Source organism: Pseudoalteromonas sp. ND6B (assembly GCF_000764215.1).
In the GTDB taxonomy this organism is placed as follows: Bacteria; Pseudomonadota; Gammaproteobacteria; order Enterobacterales; family Alteromonadaceae; genus Pseudoalteromonas; species Pseudoalteromonas tetraodonis.
Genome location: NZ_JQFL01000051.1, coordinates 1 through 18,789, shown reverse-complemented (window position 1 = coordinate 18,789; position 18,789 = coordinate 1). Strand labels below are relative to the sequence as shown.

Sequence of the window (18,789 nt, the reverse complement as noted above, 5' to 3'; positions counted from 1 at the left end):
GGCTCAATGCAAAGTAACGCAAAGCAGTGTAAAGGTTATGTAAAGACTAACTTTTAGTACATTAAACGCGTAAAATAAAACCATAAAACAGCGCGTAGGGCTTAATGTATGAAACTATTAATGATTGATGATGACACCGGTTTATGTGAGCTATTAAGCGAGTATTTGAGCGCACAAGGCTTTAGCATACAAACCGCACATGATGGCCAACAAGGCTTAGAGCTTGCTTTACAAAACGATTACGCGCTTATATTACTTGATGTTATGTTGCCCTCTATAGATGGCTTTGAAGTACTCAAACAACTCAGACAAAGTAAATTAACGCCGGTAATTATGTTGACCGCTAAAGGTGAAGACTTTGACCGTATTTTTGGTTTAGAGCTCGGCGCTGATGACTATATTCCAAAACCGTTTAACCACCGCGAACTCCTTGCCCGCGTTAAAGCCATTACTCGCCGTATTGAACACATTAATAGTGTAAGCAATAACAATAATAAAAAGCTCTCTTTAAACGGTATTACTATTAACTTTGCCACGCGTGAAGCCAGTGTAAATAACACCACACTCACGCTTACGGGTACCGAATACGAAATATTGGCTTTATTAGTAAAACACGCTCCTGATGTTATAAGCAAAGAGCAAATAAGCGAAGAGGTACTAGGACGGCGTTTAGCGTCATTTGATCGCTCTATTGATATGCATGTGAGTAATATTCGAAAAAAAATAGCCGAGCATATCGCGGGTGAAAAAATTAAAACTATTCGAGGGACGGGTTATGTCTTTATCCAAGGAGAGTAAATTAACGCGTTTTAGTTGGTTAAGACACCCTCGACATTATTTGTTTTTTAAAGTCTTTGCTTGGTTTTGGCTAACGATCATTGGCACTTTTACTGCGCTATTTTTCTTAAGTAATATTTCACTAATAAACGCCATTAGCCATGATCCACTACAGGGGCCGATGCAGAAAAACCTAGAATACCTAGCACGAGCTATCGAGCGCAGCGCACATAAACACAAGCGATCTATTAATGACATTATTACTCATCCGCGTTTAACTAAACGTAAATTACTTTATTTAAATTCACAAAACAGCGATGAGGTTTTGATCAGTAAAGATGTTGAGAACAATATTGATTTAAGCTTACTTAACTTTAGCAAGGGGATGCCTCCACAAGTTATTTTTACTGAATACTATCAAGCTTTTGGCCCTGTGCGCATTCGAGTACCTGAAGGCGAATTTGAGTTATATGAAATCGATATAAATCAACAGCGACCGCTCTTTATTCGCTTAAGATTGTTGCCGGTTTGGTTAAAAATTTCTATCGCCATTATCGCCTCACTTACATTAAGCTTTTTATTTAGTCGTAACTTAATTGCCCCTATAAATAGCTTAAAACAAGCTGCAATTAGGCTCTCAAATGGCGATTTAAGTGCGCGCGCGGCAATAAATAGTCAACGAAAAGATGAGCTTGGAGTTTTAGGACGCGATTTTAACCGTATGGCAGATCAATTAGAGCAACTACTTAGCGCTCAAAAGCGTTTACTTGCCGATATATCCCATGAATTGCGCTCCCCACTAACACGCTTAAAAATGGCCACAGGGCTGGCGCAAATGCAAGCGAGTGAGGCCAGCCAATCGTATTTATTGCGTATTGAAAAAGAAGCAAATCAACTTGATAAAATGATAGCCGATGTATTGCAGGTATCGCGCTTAGAAGCCAATAGCCAACCTTTATCACTGCAAGCGCAGTCGTTACAAGTTATTGTTGACCATGTGATTAACGATGCTCAGTTTGAAGCAAAACAGCACAATAAAACGCTGCATATTCAAGGTGATGCTGAGGTAAATATAGAGTGCGACGAAATGCTGATTGCCAGTGCTCTAGAAAATATTTTACGTAATGCAATTAAATACGCACAACATACTATTAGCATCACCTTAAAACACAGTGATATCATCACTATACAAATATGTGATGACGGCCCTGGCGTTCCCGCAGCGCAACTTGATAAACTATGTGAGCCATTTTTTAGGCAATCAGACGCCCGCGACCGAGTCAGCGGCGGCACTGGGCTGGGTTTAGCCATTGCAAAAAATGCGGTGATTGCCCACGGCGGAAATTTAGCTTTATCAAATAAGGACGCTGGCGGGTTATGCGTTGAGATAAGCTTACCAATACAAAAGAGAGACCATGTTTTATAGCAATGAAAGCGAGCTTGAAAATAACCTGCCTGCCATTAATGAGTTTTATACTAATACACTCAAAAAAGCCTATTTAAGCACGGCTGCCGGTAAATTATTTTATGCTTACGCTAAGCCTAAACAGGCTCACACTGCCATTGTTATTAGTTCTGGGCGCATTGAAGGACTCGATAAATACAAAGAGCTGCTTTGGGAGCTTTATTGTAATAATTTTGCTGTTTTTATTGTTGATCACCAAGGCCAAGGGCGCTCTTATCGGTTATTAAAAAACCCCCATAAAGGCTATGTCAAACAATTTGAAGATTACAGTCACGATCTCAATCAATTCAATCTTGAGGTGGTAAAGCAGCATTGGCAAGGTAAAAAACTACTGCTTAGCCATTCAATGGGCGGCGCTATTGCGTTTGATTACTTAGCACGTTACTCACATGACTTTAGTGGGGCGTTTTTATCTGCGCCCATGTTTGATATTCATACTAAAGGAATACCAAAACCCGTAGCACAGTTTATCGCCGCCAGTGCGTCATTATTAGGGTTCTCAGGGTGTTATGCGCTAGGACAAAGCGATTATACACCTGAAGAGTTTGCGCTTAACACTTTAACCAGTAGCCAAATACGCTATGATCAATTTAGGGCAACTTATCAGCAAACGCCACTATTACAATTAGGCGGTGTTACCTATGGCTGGCTGCATACTGTTTTTTCATTTATTAAAGCGCTCGATAAACTATCCATAACAACCCCGTTATTTATAGCCAGCGCAGAAAATGACGAAGTGGTTGATAACCAAGCCCAGCACAAGCTTGCAAGCCGACATAAAAACACCCTAATAAAGCAGTTTAAAGGGGCTAAGCACGAGCTGTTTTTTGAGCGGGACGAAATTCGCCAACCATTGCTAACAAGCCTTTATAAATTTTGTGATTCAATAGGTTAACTACTAAGCGACAGCGGATCTAGGTGAATCAAAATATCAACTTCAGATTCAAATTGCTGAGTGATCATCAGCTCCACTTCATCTGCCACTTTATGGGCACGAATAAGCGGTAAATTGTCATCAAGCTCTAAATGCAGTTGAATAAACTTAACTTTACCGCCCTGTCGAGTGCGAATACCGTGAACGCCATAAACATCATTATGGTTACGCGCTATTTCAAAAATACTTTGCTTTTCTTCATCGGGTAGCTCTTTGTCCATTAAATGCGAGGCACTTTCGGTTGCTATATCCCAACTGTTATACAATAAATAACCTGCCACACCGATAGCAAACAATGGGTCGGCATACAGTACGCCATAGTAGGCGAGTAAAATAGCAAGCAATACCGCCGCATTTAAAATTAAATCGCCCTTATAGTGAACGGAGTCGGCTTTGATGGCGATTGATTCAGTGTGCTTCACGACTTTATTTTGCACAAATACAATTACCAAGGTACAAGCAATGGCAAAAATACTCACCCATACACCTAATAATGAGTGCGAAAGCTCTACTGGGTTTATTAATCGCTCGATACCGTGAAACATTAATAAACAGCCCGAGCCCGCAATAAATGCAGCTTGGCCCAACCCTGCAAGCGCCTCCGCTTTACCGTGACCAAACCGGTGGTCATCATCCGCAGGACGCAGTGCATACGATAAAACTAAAAAGCTCATTAGCGTCGCGGTAATATCCATTAATGAATCAGTGAGTGAGCCAAGCATCGACGCCGAACCCGACGCCAGCCAAGCCCATGCTTTGGTCGCAATCATTAGGCTCACCATGACCATGGTCACTATGCTTGAAGCTTTGACCCAAAATTCATAACTGCGATTATGCACGTATCTGTCCAAGTGTAAGATGTATTTAATGTTTGTAGTATATCATTTTTTATTCATTGTTCGTGTATACTGAGCCAGTCAAATTAAAGATTTTATAGGGCTTATTGTGCTGGATATTGTTTTATACCAACCTGAAATTCCGCCTAACACCGGGAATATCATTCGTTTATGTGCCAATACTGGCTATTCATTGCATTTAATTGAACCGTTAGGGTTTGAGTGGGATGACAAACGTGTAAAACGCGCTGGACTTGACTATCACGAATTTAGCCATGTACAACGCCATGCCTCATTTGATGCTTACTTAGAAAAGTGCCAACCTAAAAAAGTGTATGCTTGCACCACTAAAGGTAGCCAATTTCATCACCAAGTACAGTATGAAGCGGGTGATTGCTTAGTATTCGGACCAGAAACCCGAGGCTTACCTGATGACATGATTCAAGCACTGCCAAACGAGCAACGCGTGCGTATACCTATGCAAGCCGATAGTCGCAGTATGAATCTGTCTAATGCAGTAGCTGTGTTTGTGTATGAATCTTGGCGCCAGCTTGGCTTTGTAAACGCGCAGTAATTATTTACCAATAATAAAAAACCGACATTATGTCGGTTTTTTAATTTTTAAAGAATAGTGAAGCATTTATTCTGACTTTTGTTCACGACCTAATAACGCCATAGCAGCTGCTTTCATGTCTTTATTTTCATAGAGTACTTTGTATATTTGCTCGGTAATTGGCATTTCCACACCAGCGCGTTGAGCTAGTAAGTACACTTCTTTGGTATTTCTAAAGCCTTCAACCACTTGGCCAATTGATGCAATGGCATCATCAACACTCTCACCTTTGCCTAAGGCTAAACCAAAACGGCGGTTGCGCGATTGGTTATCGGTACAGGTCAGAATTAAATCACCTAACCCGGCCATACCCATAAAAGTTTCAGGTTTTGCACCCAGTGCACACCCTAAACGCGACAACTCTGCTAAACCACGAGTAATAAGCGCGGTACGTGCATTTGCACCAAACCCTACACCATCAGAAATTCCCGCACCAATGGCAATCACGTTTTTAACCGCACCACCGAGCTGTATACCAATAAAATCATCATTGTTATACACCCTAAACGAGCGCCCGCAATGCAATAAATCGGCTATTTGTTTAGCAAATGCCGATGATGTTGATGACACCGAAATTGCAGTTGGTGATCCCATCGCCATTTCTTTGGCAAAGGTTGGCCCAGAAAGCACCGCTAGTGGCACCTCTTCACCTAGCTCTTGCACTGCTACTTCTTGTAACAAACGCCCAGTATTTGGCTCTAGTCCTTTGGTGGCCCATGCTATTTTTGCATTTGGGCGCAAAGCAGGTTTGATTTGCTTTAATGTGTCAGCAAATGCGTGGCTTGGCACAACAACCAAAACAATATCGCTACTTTGCGTTGCACGCTGTAAATCTGCTTCAAGGATTAAGGTGTCAGGAAAAGGAATATCAGGTAAGTAACGTTGATTTTTTCGCTCAGCTGCAAGCGTCGCAACGTCTTGGCTATTGCGTCCCCATAAAGTCACTTTGTGACCATTTCGGGCTAAACAAATAGCAAGGGCGGTGCCATACGACCCCGCCCCTAAAACAGTAACAGCTGATGTGGCTGTATTCATAAATTAAGCGTCTGCTGTAGCCTGCTCAGCTTGCGCTGTGCGTTGCTGCATGTACTGTGCAAATAATGCGTCAAAGTTAACTGGCGCAAGATTAAGTTGTGGGAACGTACCACGATTTACTAAGTTAGATACCGCTTCACGTGCGTATGGGAATAACACGTTAGGGCAAAATGCACCTAGCATGTGCGCTAATTGCATTTCTTCAACGTCAGCAATCGTAAAGATACCTGCTTGTTGAATTTCACATAAAAACGCAGTTTCTTCACCGATAGATGCCGTTACAGTTAGTGCAAGCACTACTTCGTAAACACCTTCATCAAGTTTGTTAGAGCGTGTATCTAAATCTAATTTTACTTCTGGAGCCCACTCTTTTTGAAAAATAGCTGGCGAATTTGGCGTTTCAAACGATACATCTTTAGTGTAAATACGTTGAATAGTAAACTGTGCACCTGCATCAGCTTCTGCTGCTGCGTTTTGATTTTGTTCGTTCATTGTTATTCCTAACCTGTTATTTATTATAATTAATTAAATTAAGCACTGAGCTTAGCATCAAGGTGACCTTGCGCTTCTAGTGCCATCATGTCGTCACAGCCACCGATGTGTTCATCGTTAATAAAAATTTGTGGAACCGTGCTTGCGCCACCGGCTTTGGCGATCATTTCATCGCGAAGCTCTGGCTGAACGCCAATATCAATATTTGTGTATTTTACACCTTTACTGTCTAACAGCGCTAATGCGCGATGACAAAAAGGACAATATCCTTTGGTGTATAAAACAACGTTACTCATAATTAATCCTTAATCGGTTTAGCTAAGAGATATTAGCGACCGCTTGTTGTTGGCAGACTTGCTGATTGCCACGCACCCATACCGCCAGATAAAACATAAACTTGTTCATAGCCTGCTTTATGCATTGCGGTTGCAACACCTGAGGCAGTCATGCCTGCAGCACATACCACTATAATGGGTTTGCTCTTATACTTTTCAAGGGTCGAGAAATCAGATTCTTTAGCTTTTTCTGGGTTTAAGTGCACAGCACCGGCAATATGGCCGGTTTTAAACTCTTTTTGCCCACGCATATCAACAACCTGGCCGTCTTCGCGGTTAATAAGTAACGTTAACTGCTGAGGATTGATTTGACGAATTGCTGAAAATTTACTTTTTATTGCGCCACTAATAATAAGAAACGCAATCGCAACCCAAGCTAGGCTTAGAATTGGATGGTTTGAGACAAATTCAATATATTGATCCATTCGACTTCCACTATAAAGTTACATACTAAAACGGATGTTTTAGATATTTTAAATTCTTACCAATTGCACTTGCACAATGAGCAGTTACTCATCAGCAAATCAATAGAGCGCTGTTAGGCTACTCTGAATTTTCACCTACAAGATAGGCTTAACTTACCCCACAACCCTATTCAATACTTGAATAAAATAGAGATTAGCCGCGCAAGTATACCCAAATCAGCTAAAAATGCGAGTTTAAGCACGCTTGAAAGCCACAATGCCCTGCTCTTTTTAACTGAAAAATAACCTAGCCCTTTAAAGTTTTCAATTTAGCCAATCCTAATTGAAAATTTTTAATATCTACTTTTCATTGCTGATCCTAGCTATAAAACGCGGTATGCTAAGGCTTGGCATGTTGGCATTAATGTTAGCGTGTATTTTAGCAACGCTAGGGTCTGTTGATCTTTCAAGGTTAAATTTGCAGCAGTCTGTTTGGTATTTAGGTAAGGCAGAGCCTATGTGGTGTGGTTATTCCCCATAAATAGGCGATAACGCAGCATCAATGCCAAACAGGTGCTGCCCGAAGGGTTCTGCCTAGGGGCGATTTACTCTTTGTTGCCTACATGGATGTAGGTAAGGGGCGTGAGCAGGACGCGGAAGCTTTGCTCGGTTTTTACTTAGCCCACTAGGTTACAAACCTCGCGCCGCGATTAAACCGCCCCTAGTTTGAACAAATTTTAATCCGCAAAGGTCAACAGACCCTAATAGGAGTGACTATGACAGAGCATAAAAAACCACTGGTATTAATGATTTTAGATGGCTGGGGATACAGAGAAGATGAGCAAAGCAATGCTATTTTAGCTGCTAACACCCCTGTATTAGATGAGCTCTGGGCCACACGTCCTCATACATTAATTTCAGCATCGGGTTTAGATGTCGGTCTTCCTGATGGCCAAATGGGTAATTCTGAGGTGGGCCATGTTAATTTAGGCGCAGGCCGTATTGTGTATCAAGATTTTACCCGTATCACCAAAGCCATTGATGATGGCGAATTTGATACAACTCCTGCACTTGTTGAAAACATTGATAAAGCCGTTCATGCCAACAAAGCTGTACACATTATGGGACTATTAAGTCCAGGTGGCGTGCATAGCCACGAAGATCATATTGTTGCCAGTATACAACTGGCTGCAAAACGCGGCGCTAAAGAGGTGTACTTTCATGCCTTTTTAGATGGACGCGATACACCACCGCGTAGTGCTAAAGCGTCTATTGAGCGTATTGAAGCCTTATTTAGCGAACTTAAATGTGGCCGTTTAGCCTCACTAATTGGCCGTTACTATGCCATGGACAGAGACAACCGCTGGAACCGTGTTGAAAAAGCCTATAATTTAATCACCTTAGGTGAAGGCGATTTTGATTATGAAGAAGGCGTAAGTGCACTAAATGCCGCTTATGAGCGCGATGAAAATGACGAATTTGTAGCAGCCAGCACGATCACTCCTAAAGGCAGCGAATCTGTAAAAGTAAATGATGGCGACACCATTATATTTGCAAACTTTAGAGCAGACCGCGCACGCGAAATAACCCGCGCCTTTGTAGAACCAGGCTTTGACGGCTTTAATAAGAAAAAATCGCCTGAGCTTAGCGGCTTTGTGATGATGACTGAATACGCAGCCGATATAGATGCGCCTGTTGCTTTTGGCCCCACGCCGCTTAATAACGTACTTGGCGAATGGTTTGAAAAACAAGGTAAAACTCAACTGCGTATTTCTGAAACTGAAAAATATGCTCATGTTACCTTTTTCTTCAGTGGTGGACGAGAAGATGAGTTTGACGGCGAAACCCGTGAACTTATTCCATCACCTCAGGTTGCAACTTATGATTTGCAGCCAGAAATGAACTCAAAAATGCTTACCGATAAGCTATTAGAAGCAATAAAAAGTGGAAAATACGATGCCATTATTTGTAACTACCCTAATGGCGACATGGTCGGTCATTCAGGTGTATTTGAGGCTGCAGTTAAAGCCTGTGAGGCAGTAGATAACTGTATTGGCCGTGTAGTGGATGCATTGAAAGAATATGGCGGCGAAGCACTTATTACCGCCGATCATGGCAATGCAGAGCAAATGGCAAACCTTAAAACAGGCCAAGCGCACACAGCACATACCAGTGAGCCCGTGCCGTTTATTTATGTAGGTCGCGATGCACAAGCTTATTCAGGCAAAGCCTTGAGCGATGTTGCCCCAACCATGCTGCATTTAATGGGGTTAGAGCAACCTGCAGAAATGACAGGGTCGCCAATTATGGTGTTGAAATAACCTATGAAAAAAAGCGCATACCGCGTCATTGCGTGTATCTGTGTACTGCATTCATTAGTCACTGGCGTTGCCGTGGCTAATGAAGATCGTACTAAAAAAGACCTATCCCAAGTTCAAGTGGCTTTAGAGCAAAGTCAAGCTGAATATCAACAACAGCAAAAAGAAATAGCTAAACAGCAGCAAAAGCTAAAAGCACATGAACTCGCTATAGCGAAAAACGCTAAAGCACTCAATATGGCTGAGCAATCTGTTAAAAAAACACAACAACAGCAAGCAGAGCAACAACAACGCGCGGCAAAGCTTGAAAAACAACAAGCCCTATTTCAGCGTGTTTTAGCAGCACAGTTAAAAAGTGCTTATATGGCAGGTAGTGATGACTATTCAAAAATGCTGCTTAACCAAGAAGATACCGCTAAATTTGAACGTACGCTTAGCTATTACAACTACTTAAATAAAGCCCGCATAAAGCAGCTTGATGAACTTAAAGCGCTGCAAATAGAAATTGCGAAAAACCAAGCTGAGCTTGAAAAAACAAAAGAAAAGCTAGTTGCTTTATTTGATGAACAAAAAAGGCGACAAGCAGCGCTTCTTGACGCTAAAAATGAGCGCCAAGCCAGCCTAAAAAATCTAAAACAGCAGTTAAATAAAACAAAAAATTCAATTAGTTACTTAGAAGAGAACGAACAAACGCTGATCGCAACTATTAAAGAACTTGAAGAAGAAAAAACCACAAAAATTGAGCTATTGGGCCTAAATAAAAATAAAGGAAGATTAAGCTGGCCGAGTAAAGGCAAACTAACGCACAAGTTTGGCCAACGTAAGCACGGCGGAATTAACTGGAAAGGCGTGTTAATTTCTGCTGCAGAGGGCACTTCAGTAAATAGCATTCATAACGGTCAGGTGGTATTTGCAGATTGGTTAAAAGGTTACGGCTGGGTGATTGTTGTGGACCACGGTGAAGGCTTTATGAGCTTATACGGGCATGCACAAACCTTACTCAAAGATGTAGGTGATATGGTCAGAGAGGGTGAAAGTGTTGCTTTAGTTGGGCAAAGCGGTGGACAAGCCGATTCTGGTCTATACTTTGAAATACGCCACAAAGGGCGTGCTGTTAATCCCATAAAATGGTGCAGACGTATTTAATCTTAAAATAACTGCATCCTAGTAGAGGCAGTTATGATAAACACACACATTTGCCAAAAAAAAGTATCGCAAACAAAACCAATGTTTTGGTTTTGTTTGCAGGTATTTTTTTTATTGGCACTTTTTGGCTTTATAAATAATGCTCATGCCAGTTCGGTCAAAGATTTAGAAAGCCAAAAAATAAATGAAATACTGTTTAATATTCATACCTACTACGTTGATGATTTAGCACTGCATAACAGTGAATACATTGAATACAACACCTCTCAATTTGAACGCTTATACTCTAAACTCGATCCCTACTCTAAATATTTAGATAAAAATGAGCTAAATGCGTTATTTGATAATACCAATGGTCGCTATACTGGCTTAGGCATTGAGGTCAAAAATATTGAGCAGCGCACCACGATTGTTAAAGTAATTAATAATTCGCCTGCTAAACAAGTCGGCCTGCGAGCTGGCGATATTATTACAGCAGTTAATAATCAGCAGATTAAAAATAGTCCTATTGATATAGTCGCGCAGCAAATTAAAGACAGCTCCAACAATAAAGTACAACTAAGTATTATCCGAAATAACAATCTAAAACCGCTCATATTTAACCTCAGCAGAAAACAAATAAAACTGGCCAGTGTAACTAAGCAACTACTTGATGCTGGTAGCGGTTATATTGCTATAAATACCTTTTCAAACCACACCTTGCATGAAGTTGCCTTACAAATAGCCGCTATGCAAAACCATTACGGCCACGCATTAAAAGGCCTGATTATTGATTTACGAGACAACCCTGGCGGGACTTTAAAAAGCGCGGTTGCTGTGGCAGATCTCTTTTTACAAGATGGTCTAATAGTAACAACCAAAGGACGTTTTTATGATTCTAATCAGTCGTTTTACGCTAAACGCGGCGATATTTTAAAAGGCGCACCTATTGTTGTACTGATTAACGAAAACTCAGCCTCTGCAGCAGAAATACTGGCTGCAGCACTAAAAGAAAATATGCGTGCAAAAATAGTGGGGAGTCAGTCATTTGGCAAAGGGTCGGTACAATCACTCATTCCATTAGGCGATGGTGATACCGCCTTAAAACTAACTACCGCACGCTACTTTACGCCATCAGGGGAATCGATTGAAGGTATTGGCGTGACCCCGAATGTGGCGATTAATCAAACAACGCTTCCACAAACAAATAAAGCCGTTATAATAAAAAATGAACAATTAGAACAAAACACCGTTTTTAGCACTGAAGATTTAGCCGATATCCAGTTAACCAAGGCAAAACAGCTACTCAACATGCACTAAATTCGGTAAATTATTTTAAACACGACAAAGATAATAAAAATTATAAAACTTGAAAACTATAAATTTAATGGTGTTAGCTGGGCTGTTTTTAGCCTTATTTGCAACATCGAGTGCTGTTAAAGCCAAGCAAATAGCCATAGTGATCGATGATATAGGTTATCATCAACGTGATTTAGAATTCCTGAGTTTACCTGGGCAGTTGTCCTATTCAATATTGCCCCACACCCCCTATTCTCAAATATTTGCAACCCTTGCTAGTCAGTCAAATAAAGAGCTCCTGTTGCATGTTCCTATGCAGGCTTTAAATGGTAAAAAACTCGGGCCTGGTGCGCTCACTTTAAATATGGATAAAGCACAACTTCAACAAACGCTCGGGAATGCGCTGGCCAGTTTACCGCAAGTTAAAGGAGTTAATAACCATATGGGCTCTGCGCTGACTCAACAAAGCCAAGCAATGAAATGGACCATGGAAGTACTCAAAAAACGCCAGCTGTATTTTCTTGATAGCCGTACAACTGAATTAAGCCAAGCTCAGAATGCAGCCAACTTTTTGGGAGTGGAAAACATTAGCCGACATGTATTTTTAGACAATATAACGACCACAGAGCAACTACAATTAAGATTAGAAGAGCTAAAATCAAAAGCAACTAAGTATCAATTTGCCATTGCAATAGCGCATCCCTATCCCGAAACCATCGATTTTTTACGCCACGCTTTGCCGCAATTAAGTGAGCAAGGATTTGAACTGGTGCCAGTATCGCAACTGGTCGAACGTAAATATGTACAAATAGCTCAGCAAGAAGCTATTTCATTAAACTGATGGGGTAAGTAAACCCCCTAACCCATCAGTTAATTTAACTCACTTAAACGCATTATATTTATAAAATAAACGTCGCTACTTTGGCATTTAAATCTGTAGCTCTGTCTTTTAATACTTCAGCTTGGCTTAAATGCGCAGTGGCTGAGGTAGTAATTTCATCGGTTACATCTTTAATGGCGACCGTATTTCGAGTAATTTCATTAGTCACTTGCGTTTGCTCTTCTGCTGCAACCGCTATTTGACCCGCCATATCAGAAATTTCATTCACTGCTAAGGTGATTTCCTCTAGTGCATGAGCTGCTGCATTAACATCATCCACACTATTGTTAGCATACCCCTTACTGCTGTCCATCAAGCTCACTGCTTTTTTGGTCGTATTTTGTAAGGTTTCTATGGTGGTGTAAATTTCTGCTGTGGAGTTTTGCGTTCTTCTTGATAGTACACGCACCTCATCGGCAACCACTGCAAAGCCACGCCCTTGTTCACCAGCACGGGCAGCCTCTATTGCGGCATTGAGTGCTAAGAGATTTGTTTGCTCAGCAATTTCTTGAATGGTAGTCAAAATACTCGATATAGCCTGAGCATGTAAGCTTAGTTCGCCAATGACGGTGGTTGTTTGGTCTATTTCACTCGCAAGTGAATTAATCGTATTTCTGGTTTTATCAACTAACAGTTTACCTTCACGACTACTTTGCGCTGACTGCTGTGATGCCGTCGCGGTATTTTCGGCATTAGCAGCAATCTCATGGGTTGCACTTGCCATCTCTGTGACCGCAGTGGCAACCATCGCTACTTCTTGTTGCTGATGCTGCAACTCACTGACACTGTTTTGATTGGTGATTAAGCTTTTCTCTGCATCAAAATCTAAATCAGTAGCTAACTGGCGAATATGGCTTATAAGTTCATGCTGGCTACTTACAAAGCGATTAAAACTATCAGCCAGCACCCCAACTTCATCTTGTGTATCAACACTAATACGCTGGGTCAAATCACCGTTACCATCAGCAATTGTTGATAATGCTTGTGATACTCGGCTTAACGGCGCAAGCAACACACTTAATAACCATGAAATAGCCAACACGCTCAACAAAAGTGCCACACTAACTAATACGAGTTGAGTTACTAATAAACTAATTAGCGGTGCCTCTAAGGTTTCTTTATCTAATACAAATAGCAACTGCCAATCGGTATTATTTATATTTTCACCCCAAACAAGCTTCTCTCGGCCTTCATCTTTAAAATAAAGGGGAGTAAATTCACCGTTTTGACTATTAGATAAAATGAATTGGTGATTTATTTTCGAGTCAATATGCGTAATATCTGCCATTACTTTTTTAGTGTCTTTATAGGCAATCACAGTGCCATCTTGATGCATCATGATGGCATACCCATTTGCCGGTAAAGACATAGTATTAACATCATTAACTAAAGACTCAATCGATAAATCACCCGCTACCACGCCACTTTGTGTGGTTTTAGCAATAGAAACAACCAACTGATTAAATGCAGTATCTAAATAAGGTTTGGTAATTACGGCGCCATTTTTCAGCTGTGCTTGTTTATACCATGGACGAGTGCGCGGGTCGTAGCCGGTTCGATCAATACTTGGATCAGAGTCAGTCATTTTCCCGATACTATCTCCAAAGTAAGTTAATTGAAAACCACCCGACACTTTGGCTTGCTGTAATGCGCTGAGCGTATTGCCCTCAACCTTACTCGCAACTGACTCTATGATCTGCTGACGACTAGCTAGCCAATCTTCAATACTCGCAGCTTGTTGCTTACCAGACTGACTTACATTATCAATACTGCTTTTTAACAGTAACGCTTTTTGAGAGGTGTAGCTATTCCACGATAGCAATACAATAATAACGGCTAGGGCAAGAACCACCGATAGCAAGATCTTTTTCTTTAGTGAATATGAGTTCATATTGAGTGTAAATACTCGCGTTAAATGAAATTGAAAGGCAATAAGCACAGCAATTAATAATTTAATTTAGGCTACGGTTTGAACGACAAGTCGCTCAGGTGCGCGAATATTTTCATATACCCAAATTAAAAACAAACTAAAATCATGTATTTAAATTAAAACCAAACTTATTCATTAACTTTAACTAGGGTATATTTAATTAAAAGATATACAGATGTGACTAGAGGTAAGCAAAATAAGAAAAACGATACTTTTTGTTAACCTCTTTTTTTTAACTAAAAAAAAGCCCCGCATTTTCATGCAGGGCTTTATAACTTTTTAAGTACGATTAACTCATCGCGCTTTGTAATTTTTTCATTGCTGTTTTTTCCAGCTGGCGAACACGCTCTGCTGATACGCTGTATTTTTCAGCCAACTCTTGCAGTGTTGCTTTATCATCTGACAACCAACGTGCGCTAACGATATCTTGAGAGCGCTCATCGAGGGTTTTCAAAGCACTAAATAATCGCGTATGCGACTGCTCTTGCCATTGTTGCTGCTCAATATCATCGGCTAAGTCAGCAGAACCATCCGTTAAGTATTGCACTGGTGAGTAAGTACTGGTTGGCGCATCGTCGTTATCGTCGCCCGTTAAGTCAAAGCCCATGTCTTGGCCGCTCATACGCGATTCCATTTCACGCACTTCTTTTTCACTCACACCTAGCTCGCTCGCTACTGTGCTAACTTCAGCTTGATTAAACCAGCCTAAACGTTTTTTGTTTTTACGAAGATTAAAAAACAGTTTACGTTGCGCTTTGGTTGTCGCAACTTTTACGATACGCCAGTTTTTAAGCACAAACTCATGAATTTCGGCTTTGATCCAATGAACCGCAAATGAAACCAAACGTACACCCACTGATGGGTCAAAACGTTTTACTGCCTTCATCAGTCCAATGTTACCCTCTTGAATTAAATCAGCTTGTGGTAACCCGTAACCCGAGTAGCTTTTAGCTATGTGCGCTACAAAGCGCAAATGCGACATAATGAGTTGCTTTGCAGCACTAAGATCGCCTTCTTCCTGAAGTTTTTTTGCAAGTTCCTGCTCTTGCTCAACTTTAAGCATAGGAATAGTACTAACAGCTTGAAGATAGCCATCCATACTTGCGCTTTGTTGCCCAACTGTAAGTGCCATTGCGTATAAATCTTTACTCATTTTTCACCTCGGTGATAAACATTTGAAACCATCTTAGCACTCTTTTAGTAAGAGTGCTAACTTGAATTTAAAACTTTTTTGAATCATAAATCAAGTGGTTTTTTTAGTGTTAAGTCAGTCTACACTAGGCGACTGAATAACCTATGAATTGATTTAGCCAAAGCAAAGATTAATCTTTTTGCTTTGGCTTTTTTATAATTTTAAACTTAAAACATGACAGTTTTAAGAATTATATTAGGGCCCTAAACCTTATCGGGTTCTATTTCTGAGATGTAACGGTTAACCGATAAGTAAGAACCAATAAAGCCTAAGCTAGTGGCCAACAATACCAACGCGCCAAATTCATTAAGGCTAAGCCCTATTAGCGTAAAGCTGGTTTGATATACCCCTGCAACACTGCTTACCGCAGCAGATAGCCACCACATCATTAATGCTACGCAAATAAAAGCAAACAATCCGCCAATCACGCCATACCAAATGCCAGTCCATAAAAAGGGGGCATGAATAAAGGTATTAGTTGCCCCTACGAGCTTCATTACCTGTATTTCTTCTTTTTTATCCATAATAGATAAACGAATTGTGTTGCCTATAATAAGCGTCACTGAGGTAAGTAATAATAGCGCAATCGTAATTACACTTTCTTTTAACAAACTGAGTAATGCATTTAAACGTTCAAGCCAAGCAATATCAAGCTTACCAAAATCAACTTCGCGTTCACCTTCAAGTTTTTTAAGCAATAGCTTAGCCGCATTAGGTTGGCTATGTCGCTGGGTTGGTGTAACTAAAACCACATTTGGTAATGGGTTACTATCTAGGTATTCTAAAGCCTGACCAAACCCAGACATTTCTTTGAATTCATCCAAAGCCTCAGTGCGAGAAATAAAAGTCACACTTTGTATTTCAGGATATAGCGCTAAGCGTTTAACTAAAGTTTGTGTTTCTTGCTCGCTCATATCCTCTTTTACAAACAAGGATATTTCGCTGGCTTGCTCAAAACCACTGCTCACTTGCTGCACATTTTTAACCACTAAGTATAACGTTGCGGGCAAGGTTAAACTCAAACCCAGAACAGCAATAGTCATCATAGAGGCTAATGGCGTGCGCCACATTTCTCCTAGGCTGTACACACCTTGGCGAAAAATATTAATAATGAAAAAGTAACCGCCAGAGAATACGGATTTTTTTTGTTTATCATTACTATTTTGACGGCTTTTGAACAGTAAACTCATAATACACCCTCAGCCAGTGGATCTTGGCTCATCCGCCCATCATGAAGCGTTAAGCTACGATACTTCATTCGTGATACTAACCCCAAGTCATGGGTGGCAATTAAAACCGTGGTGCCATGCTTATTAAAATCTTCGAACAGGCGTAATATTTCCATCGATAACTCAGGATCAAGATTACCGGTAGGTTCATCAGCTAATAGTATAGGAGGAGAATTAACAATGGCTCGTGCAATCCCTACACGTTGCTGCTCACCGCCAGAGAGTGTGGAGGGATGACAGCGTACTTTATCTAACAAGCCCACTTTATCGAGCGCGCCATGCACACGCTTGGCAATTTGCTTGTGGTGAGTCCCTTCAATAATTAAGGGCAAAGCAACGTTATCGAACACCGTGTATCGTTCTAATAGACGATGATTTTGAAAAATAATACCAATGTCGCGGCGTGCATACGGAATTTGTCGTGAATTTAACTTATTTAAATCCACGCCATTGATAAACACATTACCCGCAGAGGGGCGTTCCATCAAGCTAATAAGCTTTAAAAGTGTACTTTTACCGGCACCACTGTGGCCCGTTAAAAAAGCCAGTTCGCCTGGTTTTATATGAAAACTCACTTTTTCAAGCGCGCGATGCCCACCGGCATAGGTTTTACTTACTTGCTGAAAATTTATCATTTTTTATTATGCCAACCTCATTAAACGTCCTAACGCAATTGGTATTCCTTGCAATTAAAAAGGGAGCAGGCTCCCTTTTGGTAAATTAAACGTCGTCCTCATCTTGGCTAAATAGCGCGTCAATAAAGTCATCGCTCTTGAAGGTGCGTAAATCATCAATACTTTCACCTACACCAATGTAACGAATAGGAATATTAAACTTATCAGCAACGGCAAAAATAACCCCGCCTTTAGCGGTGCCATCAAGCTTTGATAGTGTGATACCCGTTAAACCTACACATTGGTTAAATAAGTTTACTTGGCTAATAGCATTTTGGCCTGTGCCAGCATCAATTGTCAGCATCACTTCATGCGGTGCATCTGGGTCTACTTTTTTCATCACACGGGCTATTTTTTCAAGCTCTTGCATTAAGTTATCTTTATTTTGCAAGCGCCCTGCTGTATCGGCAATTAACACATCAACATTACGCGCTTTAGCGGCTTGAAAGGCATCAAATACCACTGAGGCGCTATCAGCACCAGTGTGCTGAGCTATAACAGGAATACTATTACGCTCACCCCAAACTTGAAGCTGCTCTACTGCTGCGGCTCTAAATGTATCACCGGCAGCAAGCATTACCGATTTACCTTGGTTTTGAAATTGTTTCGCCATTTTACCAATGGTGGTGGTTTTACCTACGCCGTTTACACCTACCATAAGGATAACGAAAGGTTTTTTGTCTGCTGGTATTTCTAAAGGCTGCTCTGCTGTTTTCAGTATAGTTGCCATTTCTTGCTTCATTAATTCATAAAGCGCATCACCATCTTTAAGCTGCTTGCGATCAGCGGCGTCGGTCAGGCTATCGATTAGCTTCATGGTGGTATCAACACCAAGATCGGCAGTGAGTAACTGAGTCTCTAATTCTTCAAATAACTCATCGTCAATTTTTTTACCGCTGAAGATTGAGGCAAAGCCAGAACCAATATTAACGCGTGTTTTCAGTAAGCCTTTTTTGAGGCGAGAGAAAAAACCTTCTTTTTTAGGTTTTTCCGCTTTTATAGATTCTTCCTTTGCAAGCTCTGCGGTCAGTCGCTCTTGTTCTAAACGCTCGTTCTCAGCTTGCTCTGCTGCAATACGCTGTTGTTCTAAACGCTCGTTCTCAGCTTGTTCTGCTGCAATGCGCTGTTGTTCTAAACGCTCATTCTCAGCTTGCTCTGCTGCAATGCGCTGTTGTTCTAAACGCTCGTTCTCAGCTTGCTCTGCTGCAATACGCTGTTGTTCTAAACGTTCGTTCTCAGCTTGTTCTGCTG

At 41.0% G+C, this 18,789-nt stretch carries 18 protein-coding genes; 8 read left to right on the top strand and 10 right to left on the bottom strand.

Going from position 1 to position 18,789, the window contains the following annotated elements; translation table 11 throughout:
• Positions 1-108 precede the first annotated feature (108 nt).
• The 3 genes from ND6B_RS07640 to ND6B_RS07650 are packed head-to-tail and all read left to right on the top strand — an operon-like array spanning position 109 to position 3,137.
• Complete coding sequence (locus tag ND6B_RS07640; RefSeq protein ID WP_016899750.1) at positions 109-798, top strand: response regulator transcription factor; 690 nt, start codon at positions 109-111, stop codon at positions 796-798.
• Complete coding sequence (locus tag ND6B_RS07645) at positions 776-2,203, top strand: ATP-binding protein (RefSeq protein WP_033103688.1); 1,428 nt, start codon at positions 776-778, stop codon at positions 2,201-2,203. The genes ND6B_RS07640 and ND6B_RS07645 overlap by 23 nt, the downstream gene beginning before the upstream one ends.
• On the top strand, positions 2,193-3,137 hold the full coding sequence (locus ND6B_RS07650) for an alpha/beta fold hydrolase (RefSeq protein WP_008114910.1): 945 nt from the start codon (positions 2,193-2,195) through the stop codon (positions 3,135-3,137). The genes ND6B_RS07645 and ND6B_RS07650 overlap by 11 nt, the downstream gene beginning before the upstream one ends.
• Here the strand turns inward: ND6B_RS07650 and ND6B_RS07655 are convergent.
• Positions 3,134-3,964 (bottom strand): cation diffusion facilitator family transporter, encoded by an 831-nt coding sequence (locus ND6B_RS07655; RefSeq protein ID WP_076916062.1) that lies wholly within the window; start codon positions 3,962-3,964, stop codon positions 3,134-3,136. The genes ND6B_RS07650 and ND6B_RS07655 overlap by 4 nt on opposite strands.
• A 157-nt stretch (positions 3,965-4,121) precedes the next feature.
• Here ND6B_RS07655 and trmL point away from each other — a divergent pair, with 157 nt between their 5' ends.
• Positions 4,122-4,586, top strand: coding sequence for a tRNA (uridine(34)/cytosine(34)/5-carboxymethylaminomethyluridine(34)-2'-O)-methyltransferase TrmL (gene trmL, locus ND6B_RS07660; protein WP_024601724.1), 465 nt, complete (start codon positions 4,122-4,124; stop codon positions 4,584-4,586).
• A 66-nt stretch (positions 4,587-4,652) separates the two neighbouring features.
• On the opposite strand, the gene gpsA is transcribed toward trmL, so the two are convergent.
• The 4 genes from gpsA to ND6B_RS07680 are packed head-to-tail and all read right to left on the bottom strand — an operon-like array spanning position 4,653 to position 6,912.
• Positions 4,653-5,660, bottom strand: coding sequence for an NAD(P)H-dependent glycerol-3-phosphate dehydrogenase (gene gpsA, locus ND6B_RS07665; RefSeq protein ID WP_013465944.1), 1,008 nt, complete (start codon positions 5,658-5,660; stop codon positions 4,653-4,655).
• 3 nt (positions 5,661-5,663) lie between these two features.
• Positions 5,664-6,152: a protein-export chaperone SecB gene (gene secB, locus ND6B_RS07670; protein WP_013465945.1), complete on the bottom strand. Its 489-nt coding sequence runs from the start codon at positions 6,150-6,152 to the stop codon at positions 5,664-5,666.
• Between the two features lie 38 nt (positions 6,153-6,190).
• The gene (gene grxC, locus ND6B_RS07675; protein WP_016899746.1) at positions 6,191-6,448 is read right to left on the bottom strand and encodes a glutaredoxin 3; all 258 of its coding nucleotides are present in this window, start codon (positions 6,446-6,448) and stop codon (positions 6,191-6,193) included.
• 32 nt (positions 6,449-6,480) lie between these two features.
• The gene (locus ND6B_RS07680) at positions 6,481-6,912 is read right to left on the bottom strand and encodes a rhodanese-like domain-containing protein (RefSeq protein WP_013465947.1); all 432 of its coding nucleotides are present in this window, start codon (positions 6,910-6,912) and stop codon (positions 6,481-6,483) included.
• Between the two features lie 755 nt (positions 6,913-7,667).
• Between ND6B_RS07680 and gpmM the strand changes: the two genes are divergently transcribed.
• The 4 genes from gpmM (at position 7,668) to ND6B_RS07700 (ending at position 12,474) form a co-directional block, all read left to right on the top strand.
• Entirely contained in the window at positions 7,668-9,212 is a 1,545-nt protein-coding gene (gene gpmM, locus ND6B_RS07685) for a 2,3-bisphosphoglycerate-independent phosphoglycerate mutase (protein ID WP_033103687.1), read from the top strand.
• Positions 9,213-9,215: 3 nt separating this feature from the next.
• A complete protein-coding gene (locus tag ND6B_RS07690; protein ID WP_033103686.1) occupies positions 9,216-10,355 on the top strand; it encodes a murein hydrolase activator EnvC family protein in 1,140 nt (379 codons plus the stop codon).
• Between the two features lie 33 nt (positions 10,356-10,388).
• A complete protein-coding gene (locus ND6B_RS07695; RefSeq protein WP_033103685.1) occupies positions 10,389-11,654 on the top strand; it encodes a S41 family peptidase in 1,266 nt (421 codons plus the stop codon).
• Positions 11,655-11,721: 67 nt separating this feature from the next.
• The gene (locus tag ND6B_RS07700; RefSeq protein WP_013465952.1) at positions 11,722-12,474 is read left to right on the top strand and encodes a divergent polysaccharide deacetylase family protein; all 753 of its coding nucleotides are present in this window, start codon (positions 11,722-11,724) and stop codon (positions 12,472-12,474) included.
• Between the two features lie 58 nt (positions 12,475-12,532).
• On the opposite strand, the gene ND6B_RS07705 is transcribed toward ND6B_RS07700, so the two are convergent.
• The 5 genes from ND6B_RS07705 to ftsY form a co-directional block, all read right to left on the bottom strand.
• Positions 12,533-14,404: a methyl-accepting chemotaxis protein gene (locus ND6B_RS07705; RefSeq protein ID WP_033103684.1), complete on the bottom strand. Its 1,872-nt coding sequence runs from the start codon at positions 14,402-14,404 to the stop codon at positions 12,533-12,535.
• Positions 14,405-14,732: 328 nt separating this feature from the next.
• Complete coding sequence (gene rpoH / locus ND6B_RS07710; protein WP_013465954.1) at positions 14,733-15,596, bottom strand: RNA polymerase sigma factor RpoH; 864 nt, start codon at positions 15,594-15,596, stop codon at positions 14,733-14,735.
• Positions 15,597-15,838: 242 nt separating this feature from the next.
• Positions 15,839-16,825: a permease-like cell division protein FtsX gene (ftsX, locus tag ND6B_RS07715; RefSeq protein ID WP_028835596.1), complete on the bottom strand. Its 987-nt coding sequence runs from the start codon at positions 16,823-16,825 to the stop codon at positions 15,839-15,841.
• Positions 16,822-17,499 carry a cell division ATP-binding protein FtsE gene (ftsE, locus tag ND6B_RS07720; RefSeq protein WP_013465956.1) on the bottom strand — a complete coding sequence of 226 codons (678 nt, stop codon included), beginning with the start codon at positions 17,497-17,499 and terminating at the stop codon, positions 16,822-16,824. Before ftsE ends, ftsX begins: the two co-directional genes overlap by 4 nt.
• A gap of 85 nt (positions 17,500-17,584) precedes the next feature.
• On the bottom strand, positions 17,585-18,789 hold a 1,205-nt coding region (gene ftsY, locus ND6B_RS19950), incomplete at its 5' end, for a signal recognition particle-docking protein FtsY (protein ID WP_033103683.1).